The organism is Nostoc sp. (genome assembly GCF_036917435.1).
Classification (GTDB): domain Bacteria; phylum Cyanobacteriota; class Cyanobacteriia; order Cyanobacteriales; family Nostocaceae; genus Nostoc.
Genome location: NZ_JBALDM010000023.1, coordinates 13,257 through 33,376 on the forward strand (window position 1 = coordinate 13,257; position 20,120 = coordinate 33,376).

Annotated in this window: 13 protein-coding genes; 9 read left to right on the forward strand and 4 right to left on the reverse strand. The window is 42.6% G+C overall.

The features are described from left to right. Positions 1–2 precede the first annotated feature (2 nt). Positions 3–1,271, forward strand: coding sequence for a murein transglycosylase A (gene mltA / locus V7K98_RS09660; protein ID WP_335021124.1), 1,269 nt, complete (start codon positions 3–5; stop codon positions 1,269–1,271). Here the strand turns inward: mltA and V7K98_RS09665 are convergent. The 3 genes from V7K98_RS09665 to V7K98_RS09675 all read right to left on the reverse strand — a co-directional run bounded on the left by V7K98_RS09665 (position 1,250) and on the right by V7K98_RS09675 (position 3,270). Beyond that, positions 1,250–1,423: a hypothetical protein gene (locus V7K98_RS09665; RefSeq protein ID WP_335021126.1), complete on the reverse strand. Its 174-nt coding sequence runs from the start codon at positions 1,421–1,423 to the stop codon at positions 1,250–1,252. The genes mltA and V7K98_RS09665 overlap by 22 nt on opposite strands. 13 nt (positions 1,424–1,436) lie before the next feature. Beyond that, entirely contained in the window at positions 1,437–2,306 is an 870-nt protein-coding gene (locus tag V7K98_RS09670; protein ID WP_335021128.1) for a DUF5895 domain-containing protein, read from the reverse strand. 232 nt (positions 2,307–2,538) lie between these two features. After that, positions 2,539–3,270, reverse strand: a complete 732-nt coding sequence (locus tag V7K98_RS09675; protein WP_335021130.1) for a haloacid dehalogenase type II — start codon at positions 3,268–3,270, stop codon at positions 2,539–2,541. Positions 3,271–3,532: 262 nt separating this feature from the next. Here V7K98_RS09675 and V7K98_RS09680 point away from each other — a divergent pair, with 262 nt between their 5' ends. Genes V7K98_RS09680 through V7K98_RS09690 form a run of 3 tightly spaced genes read left to right on the forward strand, consistent with a single transcriptional unit; the run spans position 3,533 to position 7,453 of the window. Next, positions 3,533–5,287: a ScyA-related TPP-binding enzyme gene (locus tag V7K98_RS09680; RefSeq protein WP_335021132.1), complete on the forward strand. Its 1,755-nt coding sequence runs from the start codon at positions 3,533–3,535 to the stop codon at positions 5,285–5,287. Between the two features lie 20 nt (positions 5,288–5,307). Then, the gene (locus V7K98_RS09685; protein WP_335021134.1) at positions 5,308–6,420 is read left to right on the forward strand and encodes a 3-oxoacyl-ACP synthase III family protein; all 1,113 of its coding nucleotides are present in this window, start codon (positions 5,308–5,310) and stop codon (positions 6,418–6,420) included. A gap of 49 nt (positions 6,421–6,469) precedes the next feature. Further along, a complete protein-coding gene (locus tag V7K98_RS09690; RefSeq protein WP_335021136.1) occupies positions 6,470–7,453 on the forward strand; it encodes an SGNH/GDSL hydrolase family protein in 984 nt (327 codons plus the stop codon). A 59-nt stretch (positions 7,454–7,512) separates the two neighbouring features. Here V7K98_RS09690 and V7K98_RS09695 read toward each other — a convergent pair whose 3' ends face one another. Then, complete coding sequence (locus V7K98_RS09695) at positions 7,513–11,055, reverse strand: NB-ARC domain-containing protein (RefSeq protein WP_335021138.1); 3,543 nt, start codon at positions 11,053–11,055, stop codon at positions 7,513–7,515. A gap of 441 nt (positions 11,056–11,496) precedes the next feature. Here V7K98_RS09695 and V7K98_RS09700 point away from each other — a divergent pair, with 441 nt between their 5' ends. The 5 genes from V7K98_RS09700 to V7K98_RS09720 all read left to right on the forward strand — a co-directional run bounded on the left by V7K98_RS09700 (position 11,497) and on the right by V7K98_RS09720 (position 20,116). Continuing rightward, positions 11,497–11,676, forward strand: a complete 180-nt coding sequence (locus V7K98_RS09700; protein ID WP_335021140.1) for a CopG family transcriptional regulator — start codon at positions 11,497–11,499, stop codon at positions 11,674–11,676. 1,035 nt (positions 11,677–12,711) lie between these two features. Further along, positions 12,712–13,212 carry a fatty acid hydroxylase gene (locus V7K98_RS09705; protein ID WP_335021142.1) on the forward strand — a complete coding sequence of 167 codons (501 nt, stop codon included), beginning with the start codon at positions 12,712–12,714 and terminating at the stop codon, positions 13,210–13,212. An 818-nt stretch (positions 13,213–14,030) separates the two neighbouring features. Continuing rightward, positions 14,031–14,363, forward strand: a complete 333-nt coding sequence (locus tag V7K98_RS09710) for a hypothetical protein (RefSeq protein WP_335021144.1) — start codon at positions 14,031–14,033, stop codon at positions 14,361–14,363. Continuing rightward, positions 14,350–16,341, forward strand: coding sequence for an ATP-binding protein (locus tag V7K98_RS09715; RefSeq protein WP_335021146.1), 1,992 nt, complete (start codon positions 14,350–14,352; stop codon positions 16,339–16,341). The genes V7K98_RS09710 and V7K98_RS09715 overlap by 14 nt, the downstream gene beginning before the upstream one ends. 25 nt (positions 16,342–16,366) lie before the next feature. Then, entirely contained in the window at positions 16,367–20,116 is a 3,750-nt protein-coding gene (locus tag V7K98_RS09720; RefSeq protein WP_335021148.1) for a PAS domain S-box protein, read from the forward strand. Positions 20,117–20,120 lie beyond the last annotated feature (4 nt).

The following is a 20,120-nucleotide window of genomic DNA, read 5'->3' on the forward strand; positions in this document are numbered from 1 at the left end:
TGATGAGAAAAACCCTTGCTTTCCTTTCCTTGAGTCTGGGAGTTGTCCTTGTAAACCCTTTCTGGTCGTCTGTTGCTCAGGTTCCTAACTTCCTGCCCTTGCCAGTACCTACTGCTCCCGATCTCTCACCGGTGCCAATACCAATCACTCCTGAGATCGCGCCTGTGCTAAAACCGATCGCCATAGGAAGCGATTGTACGCTCCGGCAGAATTGCTTGGGTTGGGACGATCAAATTTGGGGTCAAAGAGGTGTTTCGTCCACCGGAGGCGATCGCAATGCGTTATTAGCTTCCATTGACAACAGTTTGCTTTACCTAACAAAGGGTGATGCGATCGCAGCATATCAAAATTATCCAGTCAAGGAAATTACTCTCGATCGCGTCCGCCAGAGTTTGTTACGTTTCCGCCAACTAGTTGTCAGTTCTAAGTCACCAGCCCAACTACAAGCCGCCGTCCGCCGTGAGTTTGTCTTTTACCAGTCTGTAGGCAACGATGGCAAGGGTACTGTTAAATTCACTGCTTACTATGAACCTGTTTACACTGCTAGCCGTGTCAGGACTGCAATATATAAATATCCCCTTTATCGGCTACCACCTGATTTTAGCCAATGGCCAAAACCCCACCCCAAAAGAATTGATTTGGAAGGGAAGGATGGTTTAAAAGGGAATAAAAGCAAATTGCGCGGTTTAGAACTGCTTTGGTTCCGCGATCGCTTCGACGCATACATGGTACATATCCAAGGTTCTGCCCAAATTAAATTAACCAATGGCAAAACAACATCAATTGGCTATGCAGGTGGAACTGATTACCCTTGGACTAGCATCGGCAAAGAACTAGCCAAAGATGGCAAAATGTCACTAAATGGATTGACGCTACCACGGATGATTGCTTATTTCCGGCAAAAACCCCAGGAGTTGAGTAATTATCTGCCGCGCTGGGAACGATTTATTTTCTTCCAAGAAACAAGCGGTAGATCGGCGACTGGTAGTATTCATGTGCCAGTGACAGCAGAACGTTCCATTGCCACAGATAAGTCTCTCATGCCTCCGGGAGCGCTAGCGCTGATTTACAACTCATTTCCCTATCCTGCTGGCCGTGGCAAACTAGAGAACCGTACTGTCAGCCGCTATGTGCTTGATCAGGATACAGGAAGCGCCATCAAAGGCCCGGGACGGGTGGATTATTTTATGGGTTCTGGTAAACTAGCAGGCGATCGCGCTGGCATCACAGGCGGTAATGGTTCACTATATTATTTGCTGCTCAAAGAATAGATATTGGGCATGGGGCATGGGGCATTGGGCATTGGGCATTGGGCATTGGGCATTGGGCATTGGGCATTGATTATTTCTCCCTGCCCCCTGCCCCCTGCTCCCTTGCCTCTTCCCCATTCCCCATTCCCCATTCCCCATTCCCCATTCCCCATTCCCCATTCCCACCTAATACGGTGGATAAGCAAAATCATCTTCATCAGCATAAACGTAAGAGTTAGAAACTCCTGCCATTGCTAACTTAGGCGTTTCTGCTTTTACAGGTTCCTTTCCAAAATCTTTGTATTCTTCAAAAGTCTTGCAAATCATTGCAGATTCAAGAGAATCCGAAGCAATTAAATATTGTGTTAAAGTCCCTACCGTCGGATGTTTGTAGTCTACAGTTGAAGCTACTAGAACAGTATTTGGTTCGATACCTCTTTCTTCACATTCAATTATCGGACAAAAAATCCCGTGAGCGTGGAACAAAGGGCCTTTCGGTGTCAATGGTTGCTTGCGGTAAATAGCATAAGCCTTTTCTAGTTCAGCAACAAATCCACTTACTACTTTGCCTTGTTGATATTCGCAGTAGGTTTTACTGAAACTCGCTCCGGCGGCCCCATTAAGAGTTAGTTGTAATGGTGATTCATGCAAAAACTTTTTATTCTCACCCACTATAAAAATTAGATAGCGAGTAAAGGTTTTAAATTTAAGTTTATCTGCTAAAAAAGCATCATAATTCTCTTTGAGTGTACCCAGTTTTAGACCACTTTCCCGGTCTTTGACAGACAATGGCCCCCGACGCACCAAAACCAAGTTTGGAGTATTGCTAATAAAGACTGTTTCGACTCCAGAGCTAAATTCATGCTCTACTTGCTGCCAATTATCATCTGGCACAAAGCCGACAGCATTGGCATTATCTAGCTTAATTGCCAAACCGTGGGATTGCATACCATCTGTGCCATACCGAGGATTAATCATCTGACACCAAGGGATGACTTGAGAAGGCGGTGCATTAAATTTCTCGTCTTCAAAGTCGAAATTAGCAGATGCTTTCATCGTTTTAGGCTATCAAAGTGTTTGATTTAACAAGTTTATCGGCAGGATGCTGATCTTCGAGAGCCATAAGGAGAGGGTTGCTAAGAGCGTTACCCATCCCTTATGTGTCGCCCTCAACAGAAGGTTGAACATGCCGTCAAACTGGTGTAGTAGTTTTTCCAGAGTAAGACAGAATTAATCTATGTTGCAATCCCTATTTAGTTTTGTAACAACAGATCCCGATCGAAATTGCTCAGGATTGTTTCTGTGAAATCATAGCAGCGAGAGTTTTTAAATCAGGCATTTCTAAGTCAGGTTGACTTACTGCTGATTTTGTGATGTTGACTCCTTGTGAATCTGTTCGACGGTTTACCCAGACTGTTGATAGTCCTAAAGATTTGGCTGTAACGATATCGTGATATACACTAGCAGCAACATGTAATATCTGTTCTAGCGGCAAATCAATTTTCTCAATAGCTAGTCTGAAGTTGTTCAAGGAGGGTTTGTAACTTTTTGCTTGTTCTGCTGTGATTATCTGGTCAAATTCCACCTCCAAGTGCTTTGCCGAGAAAGCAAAGAGATCGTCATCGACATTTGAGATAATTACTAGCTGAAACTTTTGCTTGAGGGTTTTCAGTGCCTCAACTGTATCGGTGAAAGGCAGCCAATGCTGAATCGAATCAGGAAGTGAATTTAGTTCCTTGGCAGTTGGTTCAAAGCCAAATTTTTCACCAAATTTCTTGACTACTCTCTTCAGAACTTCCCGATATTTGATATAGTAACCTTTCTCCAGTTCCGATTCAAAATCAGCAAAATTTTCTAGAATTTGATCGTCATCTAAATTAGTGTTATGTGCCAGCAGAAGTGGCTTGAGCGCTCCTAAAATGCCGTTCTCCCAATCAATCAGGGTTCCGTAACAATCGAAAGTTAAAGCTTTATACTGATTGAAGTTAATCACCTTTTTATACTCCTGGCTTGATTCCATAGTGTTTAATTTTGACCAGTCAAAAGATGGGTTAAGCCATCTGCGTTGGCGCAGCCCGCCACAGGCATCGCCACATCAACTGTTCTATTAAAAAATTGACAAAGCGAAGTGTAAGGGTCGTTTTAACCTTAACTAACTGCTTTCGTAAAGCAGTGCTAAAAAAAATGTATAGTACTCATCCAAAAAAAGTGATATTGCTGAGTTTAGCGTGTGGGATAATGTTACTTCACAGGGGTAATTATTCCTAATAAGTATAGTTTGTATGCATCTTAAATTTCAGGATACGCAAGCAAATACCGCCGAACAATTAAACTCTACTGAACAGCAATCTCATAGCACGCCATCTAGACCTTCTTCAGTAGCAGAGGTAATGGTTAAAATGCTAGGAGAAATGGGAGTAGAGTATGCCTTTGGTGTTTCGGGAGGTGCGATCGCGCCAATATGGGCTGCATTACACCAAAGTTCCATACAGGTGCTGCACTTTCGCCACGAAGCTGGAGCAGCTTTTGCAGCAATTGAGGCTTACTTTGCTAGCGATCGCCCGGTTGTGGTATTCACTACTACAGGGCCGGGGATCACCAATGCTTTAACAGGGCTGTTAGCTGCCCGTTGGGAGGGAGCTAAGGTGATTTTCGTATCAGCTTCGACCTCTGCACCACAGCGTGGGCGGTGGGCTTGCCAAGAAACAAGCACCTACACAATGCCTAGTGCAGGTATTTTTACTTCAGGAACAATATTCCACTATGCGACAACCCTCGAATCCAGCGATGAACTTCCAGAGGTTGCTCAAAGTATTGCTATTGGTCTAGTACAACCAGGAGGATTTGTAGCTCATATTAGTATTCCGACAAACATTCAGACAAGTTCAATAAATACATCTTTACCACGAATAACTTTGTCTCAGGCTGTGTCAACAGCAAGTGACGAGACAATAGCCGAATGTGTTCACTTACTCTCTGAGGGGCCGTTTGCAATCTGGGTGGGCTTCGGGGCACGGAGTGCTGCAAAAGAGATTCGCCAGCTTGCTGAGAGAACAGGGGCTGCTGTAATGTGTTCACCACGAGCTAAGGGTATTTTTCCTGAAGATCATCCCCAGTTTGTAGGCGTTACCGGCTTTGGTGGGCATGAGTCGGTTTTAACCTACATGAGGGAGCAACGTCCAAGGCGTATACTGGTTCTGGGAACACGCCTTGGTGAATTTACCTCCTTTTGGAACCCTGAGATGATTCCCCGGCAGGGCTTCGTGCATGTTGACATCGACCCGGAAATACCGGGAAGTGCATATCCATCTACTGAAACTTTCGCCATCCAGTCCGACGTGAGAATCTTCCTGAAGAGCCTGCTGAAGAACTTCCCAGATACTGGTCGATCAAAGACAATAGTGCTGCCTCAATTCAAACGTGATGTCATCAAGCCACGCACAGTTGGTCTAGTGCGACCAGAACTGCTCATGGATGTGATTCAACAAGTGATTGTTGATGGAAGCAATGCAGTAGTAATGGCAGAGCCAGGTAACTCTTTTGCTTGGGTAATTCATCTGCTACAATTTACCACACCAAGTCGTTACCGGATTAGCAACGGATTTGGTTCTATGGGGCATTTTGTTACAGGTGTAGTAGGTGCTGCTTTGGCACGGAATGGCAAGGCTGTTGCCATTGTCGGAGATGGTGCCATGTTGATGAACAGCGAGGTAAACACGGCTGTAAAATATCAAGTTCCTGCCGTCTGGATTGTACTCAACGATGGGCGTTATAACATTTGCGAACAGGGGATAGCATATCTAGAATTCAAGAACGTAGATGCAACGATTCCACAGGCAGATTTCGTCAAGATTGCTCAGGGAATGGGAGCAGAAGGTATTCGGGTTGAAAGAGAAGCCGACGTTCAAGTAGCACTAGAAAAAGCGATCGCGGCAAACAGACCATTTGTAGTTGATGTAATCATAGATCCCACCCAAATAGCACCCACTCAAAGTCGTAATCTAAGCCTGATTTTACAGGGCGCTACCAACTATTAAGATAAGAGAGAATTTTTTATATGGTGCATTTACCAGTAGGTATTCGCTCACTTGCACTAAGTTTTCCAACTATTAGACGTACCAATAACTATTACGTAGAAAAATACCCTGAGCTAATAGCTCAGGCTGAACAAAAAGGACTGGCAAGGCTGTTTTCGCTAACTGGAAGCACTCCGAATAATGAGTTTGATATAGAGATGCTGCCTTATCTCTCAGATCCATTTCGTGGTACTGTTGAACGCTGGCTGCTTAGTGATGAGGAATCATCCTTAACCTTGGAGTATCGCGCGGCAACAGATGCCTTGAATGCAGCTAAACTTTCTGTTAATGATATTGATTTGATGATTGTGGCCTCAGTTTGGCCTGAACAAATTGGATTTGGTAATGCTGCCTTTCTTGCCCGTAAACTCGGCCTTGTGGGTGCTGCATGGAATCTTGATGCAACGTGTGGGAGTACGCCAGTTGTACTTCAAACTGCCTCTGCTTTGGTGCGTGCGGGAGAGTATCGCAATGTACTTGTAGTTATTTCGTGTTCTTACTCTCGCGTTTGTGACGAGCAAGATACTGTGTCTTGGTTTCTTGGTGATGGTGCTGGAGCCTTTGTAGTCAGTTCACTCGCAGGAAATCAGGGTATCCTTGGCACTAAGACAATTCATACAGGTGCGCTGTGTGAAGTAGTATCTAGTGAACTGACAAAGGATAAACAAGGAAATTCACGAATTCGCATACAGACTGGTAAGAATGCAAAGGCTCTACGCGAAACGGCTGCGGAGTTTCTTTCTATTTGTTGCGAAGGTGCGATCGCATCTGCTGGTGTAACGTTAGAGCAAATCGACTTTTTTCTTTTCAATACCCCTACTGCTTGGATGACGCGCTTCTGCACGCGGCTACTGGGTATTAACCCAGAGCGCACGATCAATATCTACCCTCAATATGCAAATATAGGGCCAGTACTGACTGTGGCAAATCTTTACCATGCTGCACATTTGGGTAAGATTCACGAAAATGACTTAGTTCTCATTTATGGTTCTGGTGCAGCAGGTGTTGCTTCTGCAAGTGTAATGCGTTGGGGTAATGTGGTGCTAGCCCCTCACCCTCTTGAAAGCTCTAAATTAGCCGAAAAATCTCTCTAAAAAGGAGCAGAATTTCTTACTGGCATCTTTATAAATAAAGGAGTTAAGCGTGCAAAGACGAATTATAACAACAGGATTTTTGCTGTTATCTTTGATATTTCCACTCAAAGTATTAGCAAAAGATTATGACAATATTTACGTCTTTGGAGACAGTTTATCTGATACCGGAAATGTATTTAATGCCACTAATGGAATTATCCCCCCAAGTCCAACCTACTATAATGGACATTTCTCTAATGGGCCAAATTGGGTTGATTATCTTGCTTCTGATCTAGGATTAAGATTAAATCTGAAAAATAACTTTGCTTTTGGTGGTGCAACTACGGGAACTGAGAATATTGGTTTGGCTACTTTACCAGGATTACAACAACAGATAAATAACTTTGTAGCAACAAATCAAACTGCCGATCCAAATGCTCTCTATATTATTTGGGCTGGTACTAATGACTACCTCAGTTACTTTTTTGGTGGCGATCCCAATCCTACTAATACAGTGGCAAATTTATCAACAGCGTTGACATCACTTGTTGCTGATGGTGCTAAAGATATCATGGTCGTCAACTTACCAGATTTGGGAAAATCGCCTTTTGCAAATTTCACCAGTCAACGTTCCAACTTATTTAGCACATTTAGCAGCGAACATAACTCTAGCTTGAATACAGAACTCCAAGTTTTGATTCAACAATTAAGCCCCGATATCAACATTATAGAACTGAATGTTAATTCTCTGTTTGATAGGATCCTTGCCGCTCCAGAGGAATTCGGTTTTACAAACGTCACTAACTCTTGTATTAGCGAAGACTTATCAGTAGTGCCTATAGATATTCCCACACAACAAGTTTCCTGTAACCCTGAAGAATTTTTGTTTTGGGACGGAGTGCATCCTACAACTACTGCTCATAAGCTAATTGGAGAATTAGCATTCTCAGCGCTTCAGCCACTACCAGTACCTGAAGCATCTGCTGGATTAGGAATGTTAGCATACAGCATTTTAGGTGCAGTTTCGCTATTTAAACGCAAAATAACTAATTGAATTAGCACTTGTTCCAAGCTGGCTTGACTTTGTATTATAACTTTAATATTAAGTCTCCTTTAATATTCAACTGCTCCAAGAGCTTTTAAAGTATCCTTTTGAGACTCAGTTAATCCACTTATGCTAGTGATATTCATTCCCTCATAAGGATTTTTACTTTTCAAAGTTTTCAAACATTCACCTGTTTGTACATCCCAAATCTTAATTGTCTCATCTTCACTACAACTGATCACAGTCTGACCATCAGAACTAAAGGTAACTGACCAAACCCATCTAGTATGTCCTAATAAAGTTCTTAAACAGCTACCTGTGTTAACATCCCAAAGCTTAATTGTTTGGTCGCCACTACCACTTGCCAGTATGCGACCATCAGAACTGAAAGCAACTGAATATATAGTATTTGTATGGCCTTGCAAAGTTCTTAGACACTGACCAGTAGTGACATCCCAGAGTTTAATCGTTTGGTCTCCGCTACCGCTAGCTAGCATACCACCATCTGAACTAAAGCCAACTGCCCAAACCCATTCGGTATGACTTTGTAAAGTATGAAGACATCTGCAAGTGCGAATATCCCAGAGTTTCACTGTTCCGTCATGACTACCACTAGCTAATACATGAGTGTCAGGACTGAAGGTGACTGACCATGTTCTACCACTATGTTCTCGTAAAATATTGAGGCATTGACCAGTGCTGACATCCCATATTCTTATTGTTTGGTCGTCGCTACCACTTGCCAAAAAATAGCTGTCAGCACTAAAAGTAACTGATGTAACTCGATTATTATGTCCTTTCAATATTTTAAGGCATTTACTAGTACTTAGATCCCATAACCTTACGGTTTGGTCTTCGCTGCCACTAGCAATCAAGTGAGAATCAGGGCTAAAAACAACTGATGTAACTCTCCTACCATGTCCCCGTAAAGTTTTGAAACACTTACCAGTCATAGCATCCCACACTGTTACTGTTTGGTCATTACTACCACTGACCAGGAAATTATCGTTTGGGCTAACAGCAACTGACCATATCCCATTGTTGTAACCCTGGAAGGTCTTAATGCATCGACCAGTACTGATATTCCATAACTTTACCGTTTGGTCATCACTGCTACTAGCACAAATATTTTGATTTATACATATTGCTAACGACCATACCCTACTTTTATGTCCTTGTAGAGTTTTAAGGCATTGTCCACTCACAAAATCCCATACCTTAACTGTTTGGTCTTCACCGCAACTAACAAGAGTGCTACCATCTACACTAAAGGTAACTGAATGTACCAAGTCTGTATGCCCCTGCAAAGTTTTAATATATTTACCAGTATTTGTGTCCCAAAGTTTAACTGTTTGGTCATGACTGGCGCTAGCTAGTGTATTACCGTCAGGGCTGAAGGTGACTGAGTATACCCACTGAGTATGACCCTCTAAAGTGTGAATACATGAACTGCTATTAATATCCCACAGCCTTACCTTATAGTCATCATTTCCACTCGCCAACACATCACCTTTTGGATTAAAGGCAACAGACCAGACACTACAACCATTTTCCTGTAACGTTTTCAAACATTTGCCTGTACTGATATTCCACAACTTTATTCTTTGGTCATCACTGCCACTAGCAAGAACCTGATCGTCGGGACTAAAAGTGACTGAACGAACCCCACCACTATGACCCTCAAAAGTTTTTAAGCACTGACCAGTACTGGTATCCCACAGCTTTATTGTTTGGTCATTACTGCCACTAGCAAGAACTTGACCGTCGTGACTAAAAGTAACTGACCAAACCCAACCAGTATGACCTTTACAAGTCATAAGTTGCTGACTATTGGCAACTTCGTACAAGCGGATTTCTCCATTGGTATCACCAGTAGCTAAAAGTTTACCATTCGGGCTAAAAGCTACCGAAAAAATACCACCAAAGGTTTCAATAAAAACACACTTAGCTAGATGAGTATGAGCAAAATTTGCATTATGCAACTTTACATACTGCAAGTCGGCTTGCCAAATAGTTAGATAAGAAAAATCATAATTGCTGAGATCGGTTTCTAAATGACAAAACAGGTTAAAGACATTTCCTGCTGTATAACTTTGTTCTAGAGGGGATATCTCTCGTAGCGTTGCTAAAATTTGAGCTAAGTGATTTTCGAGGTTTTTTTTACTTCTAAAGGCAGTAAGCAGCCCATCTATAACTGGTTGAATGATGAGGCGAATTTGAGTATCTCTAACATATTCTTTTGCTGTCGCTTTTGTTAGAGCTTTACTCTTAAATAAATAAATATTCTGAGTGAGAATCTCTTCACAAACTTGTTCTATCAAGCGATTAGTCACATACTCCATGACCACAGGCTGGAGGGTAAAAAGCGATCCAGTTTTTCCCGTCAGCGTAGGTGTAGCTTTCTCGATTAGCGATCGCCTCCCTAGCGATTCTACAGCCTCTAGTAATTTTGCTGGTGCTACTGGTGATACAATATCCTCTCGCAATTCTGACAGTGTAACTGACTCCCCATTAATCGCTAGCCAGTACATGATATCCTTTTCTAAATCTGACAAGCGCTCAAACTGCTGCTCTAAAATATCGCGAATGTCGCCAAAAACAGCCGTGTCTTGTTGTAAAAATTCAGTGACATTACCACCAAAAATATGTTGAATGGTTGTAGCAACTATCTTTAGGGCTAGTGGATTACCTGCATAGCGCTCAATCATTACTTTCCATTCATCCTCTACCGCAGATAGCCCTTTGAGTTTTAAGATTTCTTGCCCTTCTGCTATCTTCAAACCACTTAATGATAGTGAGCGAACAGGTATTGCTTGTCCTTCGAGTAATGCTACTTCTTTCGGTTTTTCACGACTAGTCAGTATTAAGCAGCTTTGGTGAGTTGCTTCTCCTATGCGTCTTAAAAGCTCACCATATTCCTCATATCCTTCTCGATAAAGTCCGGCGCGGCTACCACTGCGGAGAATTGACTCTGCATTATCAAGAATCACTAAACAGCGATGATTTTGCAAATAATAGAGGAGTCGTGATACCCTATCGCTAAAGCTTTCTGGTAAGTTACCTTCTGTTTCTTGTTCGTCAGAGAGAAATTGGATTAGGTTACTGAGAATAATTTTAACAGGTGGGGCTTCTCGTAGCGATCGCCAGATCACATACTCAAAGTTATCCTGAATTTGTTGAGCAAGCTTTACAGACAGCGTAGTTTTCCCAATCCCTCCTATTCCTAATAGTGCAACTAATTGGCAGTGTTCATTGAGAATCCATCGCTCCAGCGTAGTCAGTTCTTCAATACGTCCATAAAAAATCGAGTTAAAGATAGCTTCTCCCCAATCTAGACGATTAGTTGAGCTTGAATAGTCACTTTTATCTATTTTTAAGTGGAAAACTGAAAAAAGCTTTTCAATAGTCTGTTTATCAACTCCTCCTTCTCGATTCAATACTTTCGAGATGGTAGCAGAATATAACCCAGAGCGGGCACTCATTTCTTCAAGAGTATACCTGTTTCCAAAATTCTCTTTCGCTTCTGACTGATGCTTTGCTTCCTTAATTTTTTGTAACCCCTTGGTAGTAAGTGCAACGCCACGCTTGCGTCTCCAATTCTGTAAAGTCATGTATTAACTCACTATTGGTGTAATCACCTTTGACTAAAAGGAATTATCTACTAGGTTGCTATAAGTATGAAGTGATAGCTATCACAAAGCAATAACCTCATATTGCAGAGGATTTAAAACATAATATATTAACAAGAATCTTTACTGATAAAACCATCTTTTGCAATCTACTAGTCTCAGTAATTTAATACCACTTGCTCAACAGACAATCTACTTTATAGGATATTACTGACATAAACTCTTTAGCTAAAAGTTTCTAGTAGCACAGGTAACGGCAGATTAATTACGTGTATATTATTTATTTGCTACCTTAATTTTTCAGTAATATATTTGGGTATAAAGCTTAAGTTCAATCTAAAAATCCCGATTTTCACTGGTAAAGACAGTTCGGAATTGGCAATCTTGATAAAGAAAGCTTGTATATATCTAGACTATCAATCAATGAATAAAACTACTGCACTTAAATCTCCCCGTTTGGCAACCTCCAGTAAAAAAAAGGTGCTTAAGCGAATTACCTTAAGCTTGACATCAGATGAAGCTCAAAACCTTGAAAAGTATTGTGAACAGACAGGTAGACCCGCAATGGATGTGATTCGGGAACTCATTCAAGCCCTACCTTGACCTGATTTTTCATGCCAAGTCTACACAGCCCAAGTCTAAAAGAGCCTCTCTTAAGCATACAAAAGAATAATCAACCCTGTACAAGAAGGTAAAACTTTGTCCAGGGTTTTATTTTATCTAAAAATAGGATGAATTCGTCAATGAATCAAGTATGACAGTTAAAATACTTCAGCATCCTTGATAAATCTGAAAAACTTCCGATAACCCGATCAAAGGTTTTTCTCTAATTCAGAGGAGATTTGAGGCACTTATTTATCTCCCCAAACCATGCCACTTGCTCGACTTGAAGAAACTAAACCAGAAGGCACGATAGAAGAGGATTGTAGTCTAGTTTGTCTTTCTTGATATAGTTACCAAAGAATTGGGTCTAAAGCCCCGTGCTAGAAGCACGGCTTTAAAGTAATGAGTAAGGAGTAATGAGTGGATGAAAAATGGGTATTTCGTCATTAATTATTACTCCTTACTCCATAATCACCGCGCCTTTAGGTCGGCGAGGATGTCAATTAGTCGTTACTCTTAAAAAAGGTAAAACCGAAATCTAATTCTTATTTTTTAAAGCATATTTAGAAGGATATAAAATTATTTTATAGATCAATAGCATAAGTTTCAAATATTTTTTCAGCCTTGTTAATTGCAATCAATTTAAAATTAACAATCTGAAAAAAACCTTAACCTAAATTTGTACTAACTTTAACTAAATCTTTGCCTGCGCTGTATCCCCTAGTAAGAAGATTGTGTAGTAGCTGTAATAAAATACAGTATTCCCATCGAATTTTAGATGTATTGTTACCATTAACCCAGAGCTAGAAGTCAAATTGGAGGTTCTTAGGAGTTGCTGTTTACTGCATTAAGGATTCGGAGATTGATGAAACTGCAACTGATCCAATTGCATATACTCTGAGCCAAATTCACTGGAGCGTAGACTCATGAAAAACACAGATGCTGCTTGCATAGCGGAAACCAGGTGTCTACGCCGACAGCATGAAATTTGCATATTTTCTGTGGAGTTTTCTTAACTATTCTTGAGGAGTAAAAATGCTTGAGGCTATCGCTGTTGCTTGGTTATTACTGTTTTTTGGTGATTTTCTATCTACATTTATTTACCACGTACCCGAGCATGTTTTTGGTAGCCTTCATTTAAAAACGCATCACTCCTGGAAAAAGGACTTCCGCCACTACGCTATTTTGACTTTTAATCCCCAGGTTCTTTTAGATGGGATCTTGGGAGCTTTGCCTTATGTACTCATAGCAGTAGTCTTGTGGTCTTTCTCTCCCATTGGAGTTATTTCGGGATTACTGCTTGGTCAGTTTCATGTATGGTGGAGACACATAAGTGTACTCGGTTGGGAAACTTCAAAGCCTGTAAATATTTTATGTCAAATTCTATTTATTACTACTCCTGAGAGACACTGGTTACATCATCACAAAACTAATTTAGGTTTCGGTGATATTTTCACCTTTTTTGAACAACCTGCACAAATGTGGTTACGCTGGCTTCGGTTACTCAGGATTCGTTTTCGGTACTCTCGCATCTAAGGAATAAGAATTAAATAACATCCAGTTTATGTCCCTGGCTTACCTCACCCTCATTCCCTCTGCTTATAAAGGAGAGGGAAGCTAGAGACAGGATAAAGTTTTGCATTTTATTTAATCCACGATCCTAACTGAAGCTAATGCTGATCTCAATACTTTTTAAAAGTACCAAAATAAGCTGCGATCGCAGCCTCTTTTGGTACGCTATTTATATTTTACAGTCTCAGAAATACGCTAGCAACAAGAGATATCAATCGACCATACAATTAAATCTATGCTTTTATCAAAATTCTTAAAGCTTTACTTACAGCGTATTGCAGGTAAATGAAGTACACGGGTAGGGGCACAACATGTTGTGCCCCTACGATGATCTTTTCCTCACGCCTGTTGCAATCTGCTGTATATAGCGGTTCCAATACTGCGTAGGTTTTGAATATTCGTAGGTTGGGTTGAGGCAATGCGTTACCCAACAAACCCCGAAAAATGTTGGGTTTCGTTCCTCAACCCAACCTACACATTTTTATTTTTTAGGCAAAACCGAGCAGTATTGATAGCGGTTCCCATTCAGATGCACTACAACATTAATCGCGAAGTTTAAGGGCACGGCAATGCCGTGCCCCTACGGGTGTACCTCACTCAAGCGAGAACCCTTACAGTTTTTCTAGGGCGTGTCATCAAAGAATAAGCGAGTTATACGAAGGAAAGCATACCTCTGGTAAGGAGTTTAAGGGTATTTGCTACCGCCTAACTTCACTGTTACATCGCCAATATTTTTGGGAAAACTAGTCTTAATTAGTAAATTATTATATCCCTAGATTTTTATGACAATTCATCTCTTTTTCGGAGATGCTCGGCGTAGCCTGTTTATCCGTTTGCGGAGCGTCCCACAGGGAAAGGGTACGGATAGTTACGGTGAAGACGGTAGGAGGCAGGATAGGGCAACCGTAGCGAGTCCGCGATCGTCGCCAGGAGTCAGAAGGTTGAAATATAGTGTAGGCTTCTTTTCTATCCGAGAGGCTGCGCGATCGCAACTGGTAGAAGGTGAGAAAACATCCGTCTTAGAAAACTTAGCAGCAGAGGTGGCAGATAAAATTAATAACCTGGTTGGCTTGAATGCGGTCAATTTAGATGAGGTGTTTTATGTCCGTAGTTAGCCTCAGAAAGATTCTTAACAAAAAAGAATTGCCATCTCTTCTTCATAACTTAGTTTACCAGTTCAACGTTGCCATTGATGTTGAACTGGTAGACGGCACGAAACTAATTAGCATTGGGGAGCAGACTACCGAAAACCGATATCCAGTTGAGGCATCAGGAGAAATCATCGGTTGGGTTGTTGGAGGAGAACAGGCTACTCTACTTGCAACTTTGCTCTCGTTTTTGGCCAAGCAGGAAGCTGAGAAGAAAGTACTCGCCATAGAATTGCTAGAGCGATATCAGGAAATTGATTTGTTTGAAGATATCTCAACTAAACTCACAACAAGTTTAGATCCCCGACAGATTGCCCAACTCGTGCTTCAAGAATTGAGTCAATTGATTGAATCGTCTGGGGGGATGATTCTACTCTTGAATCCAGATGGAACTGCATTTGAAATCATCGCCGAATTTGGAGTGTTTTTTGACGACAGTCAGCCGGAACCAGGTAAGGGAATTATTGGCAACATTGTGCAATGCAACCGAGCAGAACTGATCAATGATGTACAAGCCGATCCTCGATTAGAGAGGCAAAAAAACGTTAGCGCCATGATTTGTGTACCGTTACGAGCTAAGGAGCGGGTACTGGGGGCGATCGCTATTGGGACATCCAAAACTGACTCATACAAAGCCGAACACCTGAAACTTGTGAGTATCTTTGCCTCTCAAAGTGCGATCGCTATTGACAAAGCTTTACTTTACGAGCAAAGCACTCAAGCAGCAGTCCAGGCAAAAGCCCAAACACAGAAGCTTCAGAAAGCTCTGCATGAATTGCAATTAGCTCAAACTCAGTTAATCCAAAGCGAAAAAATGTCCAGCCTCGGACAGCTCATTGCCGGAGTTGCCCACGAAATCAACAACCCGGTTAACTTTATTTGCGGCAATTTAAGGTATGTTGCCGAATATTCTCAAGACTTGTTACACCTATTGGAAAAGTATCAGAAATTCCTACCTGTTGTTCCTCCAGAGTTGGAATCAGAGTTAGAGAATATAGACCTGGAATTTATCATGGAGGATCTCCCCAAACTTCTAGATTCAATGAAAGTGGGCACAAGTCGCATCGTCGAAATTGTCCAATCACTGAAAAATTTCTCTCGCCATGATGAAGCCGAAATGAAAGCCGTCAACATCCATGATGGCATCGACGGAACCCTAATGATTCTTCACCATCGGCTGAAAGCAGATATTCGCCGTCCGGCAATTGAAATTGTTAAAGATTATGCAAAACTTCCCCTAATTGAATGTTATCCCGGACAGTTGAATCAGGTATTTATGAACATCCTGGCAAATGCTATTGATGCGCTCGAAGAGTCATTAGTCATTAGTCATTGGTCATTGGCATCAAACGAATCACAAGTAACAAATGACAAAGGACAAAAGATACTTCCGACCATCACCATTCGCACCCAAGTTGTCGATCGCCATTCGGTTGTGATTCGCATTGCCGACAATGGCCCAGGGATGAAGGAAGATGTCATCCATCGCATTTACGATCCCTTCTTCACTACAAAAGAAGTTGGTAAAGGAACCGGATTAGGCATGGCAATCAGCTACCAAATTGTAGTAGACAAACATGGGGGAATACTCAAGTGTCGTTCTCAGCCAGACGAAGGCACAGAATTCTGGATTCAGATTCCTTTAAATTGTGCAGTGGTGGACGCTACTGAAGAACAAAATTACACCTCTGCCTCGCCAACTTCCACAACAGAATTATCCCACATACCCGATGCCGACGGCTTCATTCCATCAGCAGCGCCAATGCTCAAACCAACGGATTTGCTGATCCGCCATACTCATTTGATCGAGCGACTTTCACAACACAGTCCCGGTGTTGATGCTGCATCAGCCGATGAAATTTACCAGATATTCCAACGCCAGCCAATTTCATTAAAGCTTTACGCCACTTTGTTGTCTTGGTTCTCTTGTTCTAACCCTATCTAAGTACACCACTAGAAAAACCTCAACGATGTTTAAGCAATTTGATGAATATAACGGTCAGCTATTTGAACAATGTCTTGTTGGGCTAGCACTATGCCGAACAGATGGGACACTAATTAACATCAACCCCGCCTATGCTGCCATTTTAGGGCGTACTGTTCCAGAAACCCTGAATCTCAGCTACTGGGAGATTACCCCAGAAAAATATGCTGCTACGGAGCAATCTAGCCTAGAAGACTTGGAACGAACTGGTTGCTATGGGCCTTATGAGAAGGAGTACATCCACAAAGGCGGACATCTGGTTCCGGTCAGGTTATCTGGACTGATGATTGAGAAAGATGGGGAGCGCCTGATCTGGTATAGTGTGGAGGACATCACCGACCTTCGACGCGCCCAGCAGGAACGCCAATATAGTGAACAAATTCTGAAAAAGAGTGAAGCCCGATATCGCTCTGTGGTGACAGCTACTACACAAATTGTTTGGGTAAGCACACCAGAAGGAATTTGCTTTGAGATGGTAAGCTGGGTAGCCTATACAGGTCAAAGTCTAGCTGAAACGGAAAATGGGGGCTGGATTGATGCCGTTCATCCCGAAGATCGCGATCGCACAGCCGAAGTCTGGGGTGCAGCCGTGGTGAACCGCAGCCTCTACCAAATTGAATACCGAATTCGTGGCAAGGATGGCAACTATCGCTACTTTTGGGTTTGTGGTACCCCCGTTCTCGAAGAAGACGGCAGCGTTCGGGAGTGGATTGGCACCTGCACAGATATTCACGATCGCAAGGTGGCAGAAGCCCAAAAGCAGTATATCGAGCAACGGTATCTCTCATTAGTAACTGCCACTTCCCAAATGGTCTGGACGGCATCGCCGGAAGGAATGGTGAACTCGGAAATAGTCGGTTGGGAGGCATATACAGGTCAGAGTGCAGCCGAAATGTTGGGCTGGGGCTGGTTGGATGTCATACATCCCGATGACCGTGCCCACAGTGCTGAAGTTTGGAGTGCTGCTGTGGCGAACCAGAGTCTTTATCAAATTGAATATCGGTTGCGTGCCAAAGACGGCACTTATCGCTACTTTTTTGCCAATGGAGTTCCTGTTTTGGAAGCAGATGGCAGCATTCGAGAGTGGGTTGGCACTTGCACTGATATTCACGATCGCAAGCTAGGAGAACAAACTCTGCAACGAAGCGAACAAAGGTTTCGTTCTCTGGTAACAGCCAGTTCACAAATTGTCTGGGTGGCTACGCCTGAAGGACTGGCGGTGAGCCATGAAATGCCTACCTGGTTAGCGTACACAGGTCAAAGTGTGAAGGAAGTCGAGGGTTTGGGCTGGCTCGATCCAATTCACCCCGATGACCGTACCCACACAGCCCTTGCCTGGAATACTGCTGTGGCAAATCAGAGTCTCTTTCAAACCGAATATCGATTTCGTGCCAAAGACGGTAGCTACCGCCACTTTTTTGTCTGTGGTGCCCCCGTCTTTGAAGAAGACGGCAGCGTCCGAGAATGGATTGGCACCTGCACGGATATTCACGATCGCAAATTAGCAGAAGCCGAAAATCAACGTTTATTAGATATGTTGAATCATTCCAGCGATGCCATCATCGTCCGCGACATGAGCGACAAAATCTCTCACTGGAATCAGGGTGCCGAAAGACTCTACGGTTGGACGCGTGAAGAAGTGAAAGACCAATACATTCACACATTTATCAAGAAAACCTTTCCCAAACCAAAAGCAGAAATCATCGCAGAGTTATTAGAGCAAGGTAATTGGGAAGGGGAAGTGCAACATCTCACCCATGATAGCAAACTGATTATCGTCCAGAGCCGATGGACTCTGCAACGAGACATGAATGGTCAGCCCTGCGCGGTGCTGGAAATTAATACCGATATTACTGCACGCAAAGAAGCAGAAATTGCTCTGCGGCAACTGAATCAAAAACTGGAAGCCAGAGTTGTAGAGCGGACAGCTGCCCTGCAAAATACCTTAGCAGAAGCCCAGGGATTAAATGCCATTTTAGATAACTTAGCAGATGGTTTGTTAGTGGTAGACACCGCAGGACAAATTACTCACTTCAATCCTGCCTTTTTAGGTATGTATGAATTGACAGCTACTATCGTCAATGGTCACTACTTAGAACTGCCGATATCTGGTTTAGCAGAACTGGTTACACGAACTCAGTCCCATCCTGGAGAGGTATTTTCTGCCGAAGTTGCACTGACAAAGGAACGCATTGGTCAGGCAGTGGCCACCGCCATTTTCAAAAAGACGGTAGATCGAGAACCCCTTGCTTGCTTCGGTTCAGCGTTGCTGATTCGGGATGTGACGGCAGAAAAAGAGATTGACAAGATGAAGACCGACTTCATCTCAACGGTTTCCCATGAACTGCGAACACCACTAACTTCTGTTCTCGGTTTTGCATCAATTATTAAAGAAAAGCTAGAAACCGATGTCTTCCCAATAATTTCTACCGAAGATCGCAAGCTTCAGAAAACCATCAAGCGGGTAGGTGACAATCTCAACATTATTGTGTCGGAAGCAGAACGCCTCACGTCTTTGATTAACGATGTCCTAGATATTGCCAAGATGGAAGCAGGTAAGGTGGAATGGCAGATGCAGCCTCTCGATCCCAGTGAATTAATCCATTGGGCAGCCAATTCTACCGCCGGATTGTTTGAAACCAATGGCTTGCAGTTAGTTAGCGAGATTGAACCTGGGTTGCCTCAGATAATAGGCGATCGCAATCGTTTACTACAAGTTTTAATCAATCTGATTTCTAATGCCGTTAAATTTACCGAATCTGGATGTGTCACTTGCCGCGTCAAACAAGAAGACGAAGGTGTTTGCATCAGCATAATCGATACAGGTATTGGTATTGCACCTGAAGACCAGCCGAAAGTATTCGAGAAATTCCGGCAAGTTGGCGACACCCTCACCGACAAACCCAAAGGCACAGGCTTAGGACTGCCCATCTGTAAACAAATCGTCGATCATCACGGCGGTAGAATCTGGGTCGAAAGTGAACCAGGTAACGGTAGCATATTCTCCTTCATCATTCCCACCTACGCCAGCGATCCAAAAACCACTACTAATCTGAATTTGGATACCCTAGTCAAACAACTCAAAGAACATGTCATCACCACAAAAACCGTACTAGACGAAAACCGTAAAACTATTTTGGTTGTGGATGATGACGCTAACATTCGGGAATTGCTTCGTCAACAACTGGAAAACGAAGGCTACAACGTTCGGGAAGGAAAAGACGGTGTAGATGCAATTCATCAAATCAAAACAGCCCGTCCCGATCTGATTCTCTTGGACGTAATGATGCCCCAAATCAATGGTTTTGATGTGGCAGCAGTTCTTAAAAATGATCCTCAGACCGCAGACATCCCGATCATTATTTTGTCAATTATTGAAAACAAAGAACGGGGCTACCATATTGGTATCGATCGCTATCTCACCAAGCCTATTAACACAGAGAAACTTCTCAGCGAAATAGGCTCACTACTTTATCAGGGGACTTCTAGTAAAAAGGTATTAGTTGTAGATAAAAATGCATCAGCCTTAAAAACCCTATCAGATGTATTGCAAGCTCAGGGATACAGCGTGATTGAAGCCTCCAATCCGCAAGAATGCATCAATAAAGCTTTGTCAGCCAAACCTGACATGATCATCATCGATTCTATCTTTTCTCAAGAAGCCGATTTGGTGAAAACCCTACGCTTTGAGAAAGAGTTAGAAAATGTATTTTTTATTATGCTGTCCGATCAGTAATTGG

What these genes read in the sequence shown, in the direction of transcription:
- V7K98_RS09665 (WP_335021126.1), bottom strand. Translation starts at nt 1,423, where the DNA reads ATGGGGAATGGGGAATGGGGAATGGGGAATGGGGAATGGGGAAGAGGC.
- V7K98_RS09720 (WP_335021148.1), top strand. Translation starts at nt 16,367, where the DNA reads ATGTTTAAGCAATTTGATGAATATAACGGTCAGCTATTTGAACAATGT.
- V7K98_RS09700 (WP_335021140.1), top strand. Translation starts at nt 11,497, where the DNA reads ATGAATAAAACTACTGCACTTAAATCTCCCCGTTTGGCAACCTCCAGT.
- V7K98_RS09685 (WP_335021134.1), top strand. Translation starts at nt 5,308, where the DNA reads ATGGTGCATTTACCAGTAGGTATTCGCTCACTTGCACTAAGTTTTCCA.
- V7K98_RS09710 (WP_335021144.1), top strand. Translation starts at nt 14,031, where the DNA reads ATGACAATTCATCTCTTTTTCGGAGATGCTCGGCGTAGCCTGTTTATC.
- V7K98_RS09695 (WP_335021138.1), bottom strand. Translation starts at nt 11,055, where the DNA reads ATGACTTTACAGAATTGGAGACGCAAGCGTGGCGTTGCACTTACTACC.
- V7K98_RS09715 (WP_335021146.1), top strand. Translation starts at nt 14,350, where the DNA reads ATGTCCGTAGTTAGCCTCAGAAAGATTCTTAACAAAAAAGAATTGCCA.
- V7K98_RS09675 (WP_335021130.1), bottom strand. Translation starts at nt 3,270, where the DNA reads ATGGAATCAAGCCAGGAGTATAAAAAGGTGATTAACTTCAATCAGTAT.
- mltA (WP_335021124.1), top strand. Translation starts at nt 3, where the DNA reads ATGAGAAAAACCCTTGCTTTCCTTTCCTTGAGTCTGGGAGTTGTCCTT.
- V7K98_RS09680 (WP_335021132.1), top strand. Translation starts at nt 3,533, where the DNA reads ATGCATCTTAAATTTCAGGATACGCAAGCAAATACCGCCGAACAATTA.
- V7K98_RS09670 (WP_335021128.1), bottom strand. Translation starts at nt 2,306, where the DNA reads ATGAAAGCATCTGCTAATTTCGACTTTGAAGACGAGAAATTTAATGCA.
- V7K98_RS09705 (WP_335021142.1), top strand. Translation starts at nt 12,712, where the DNA reads ATGCTTGAGGCTATCGCTGTTGCTTGGTTATTACTGTTTTTTGGTGAT.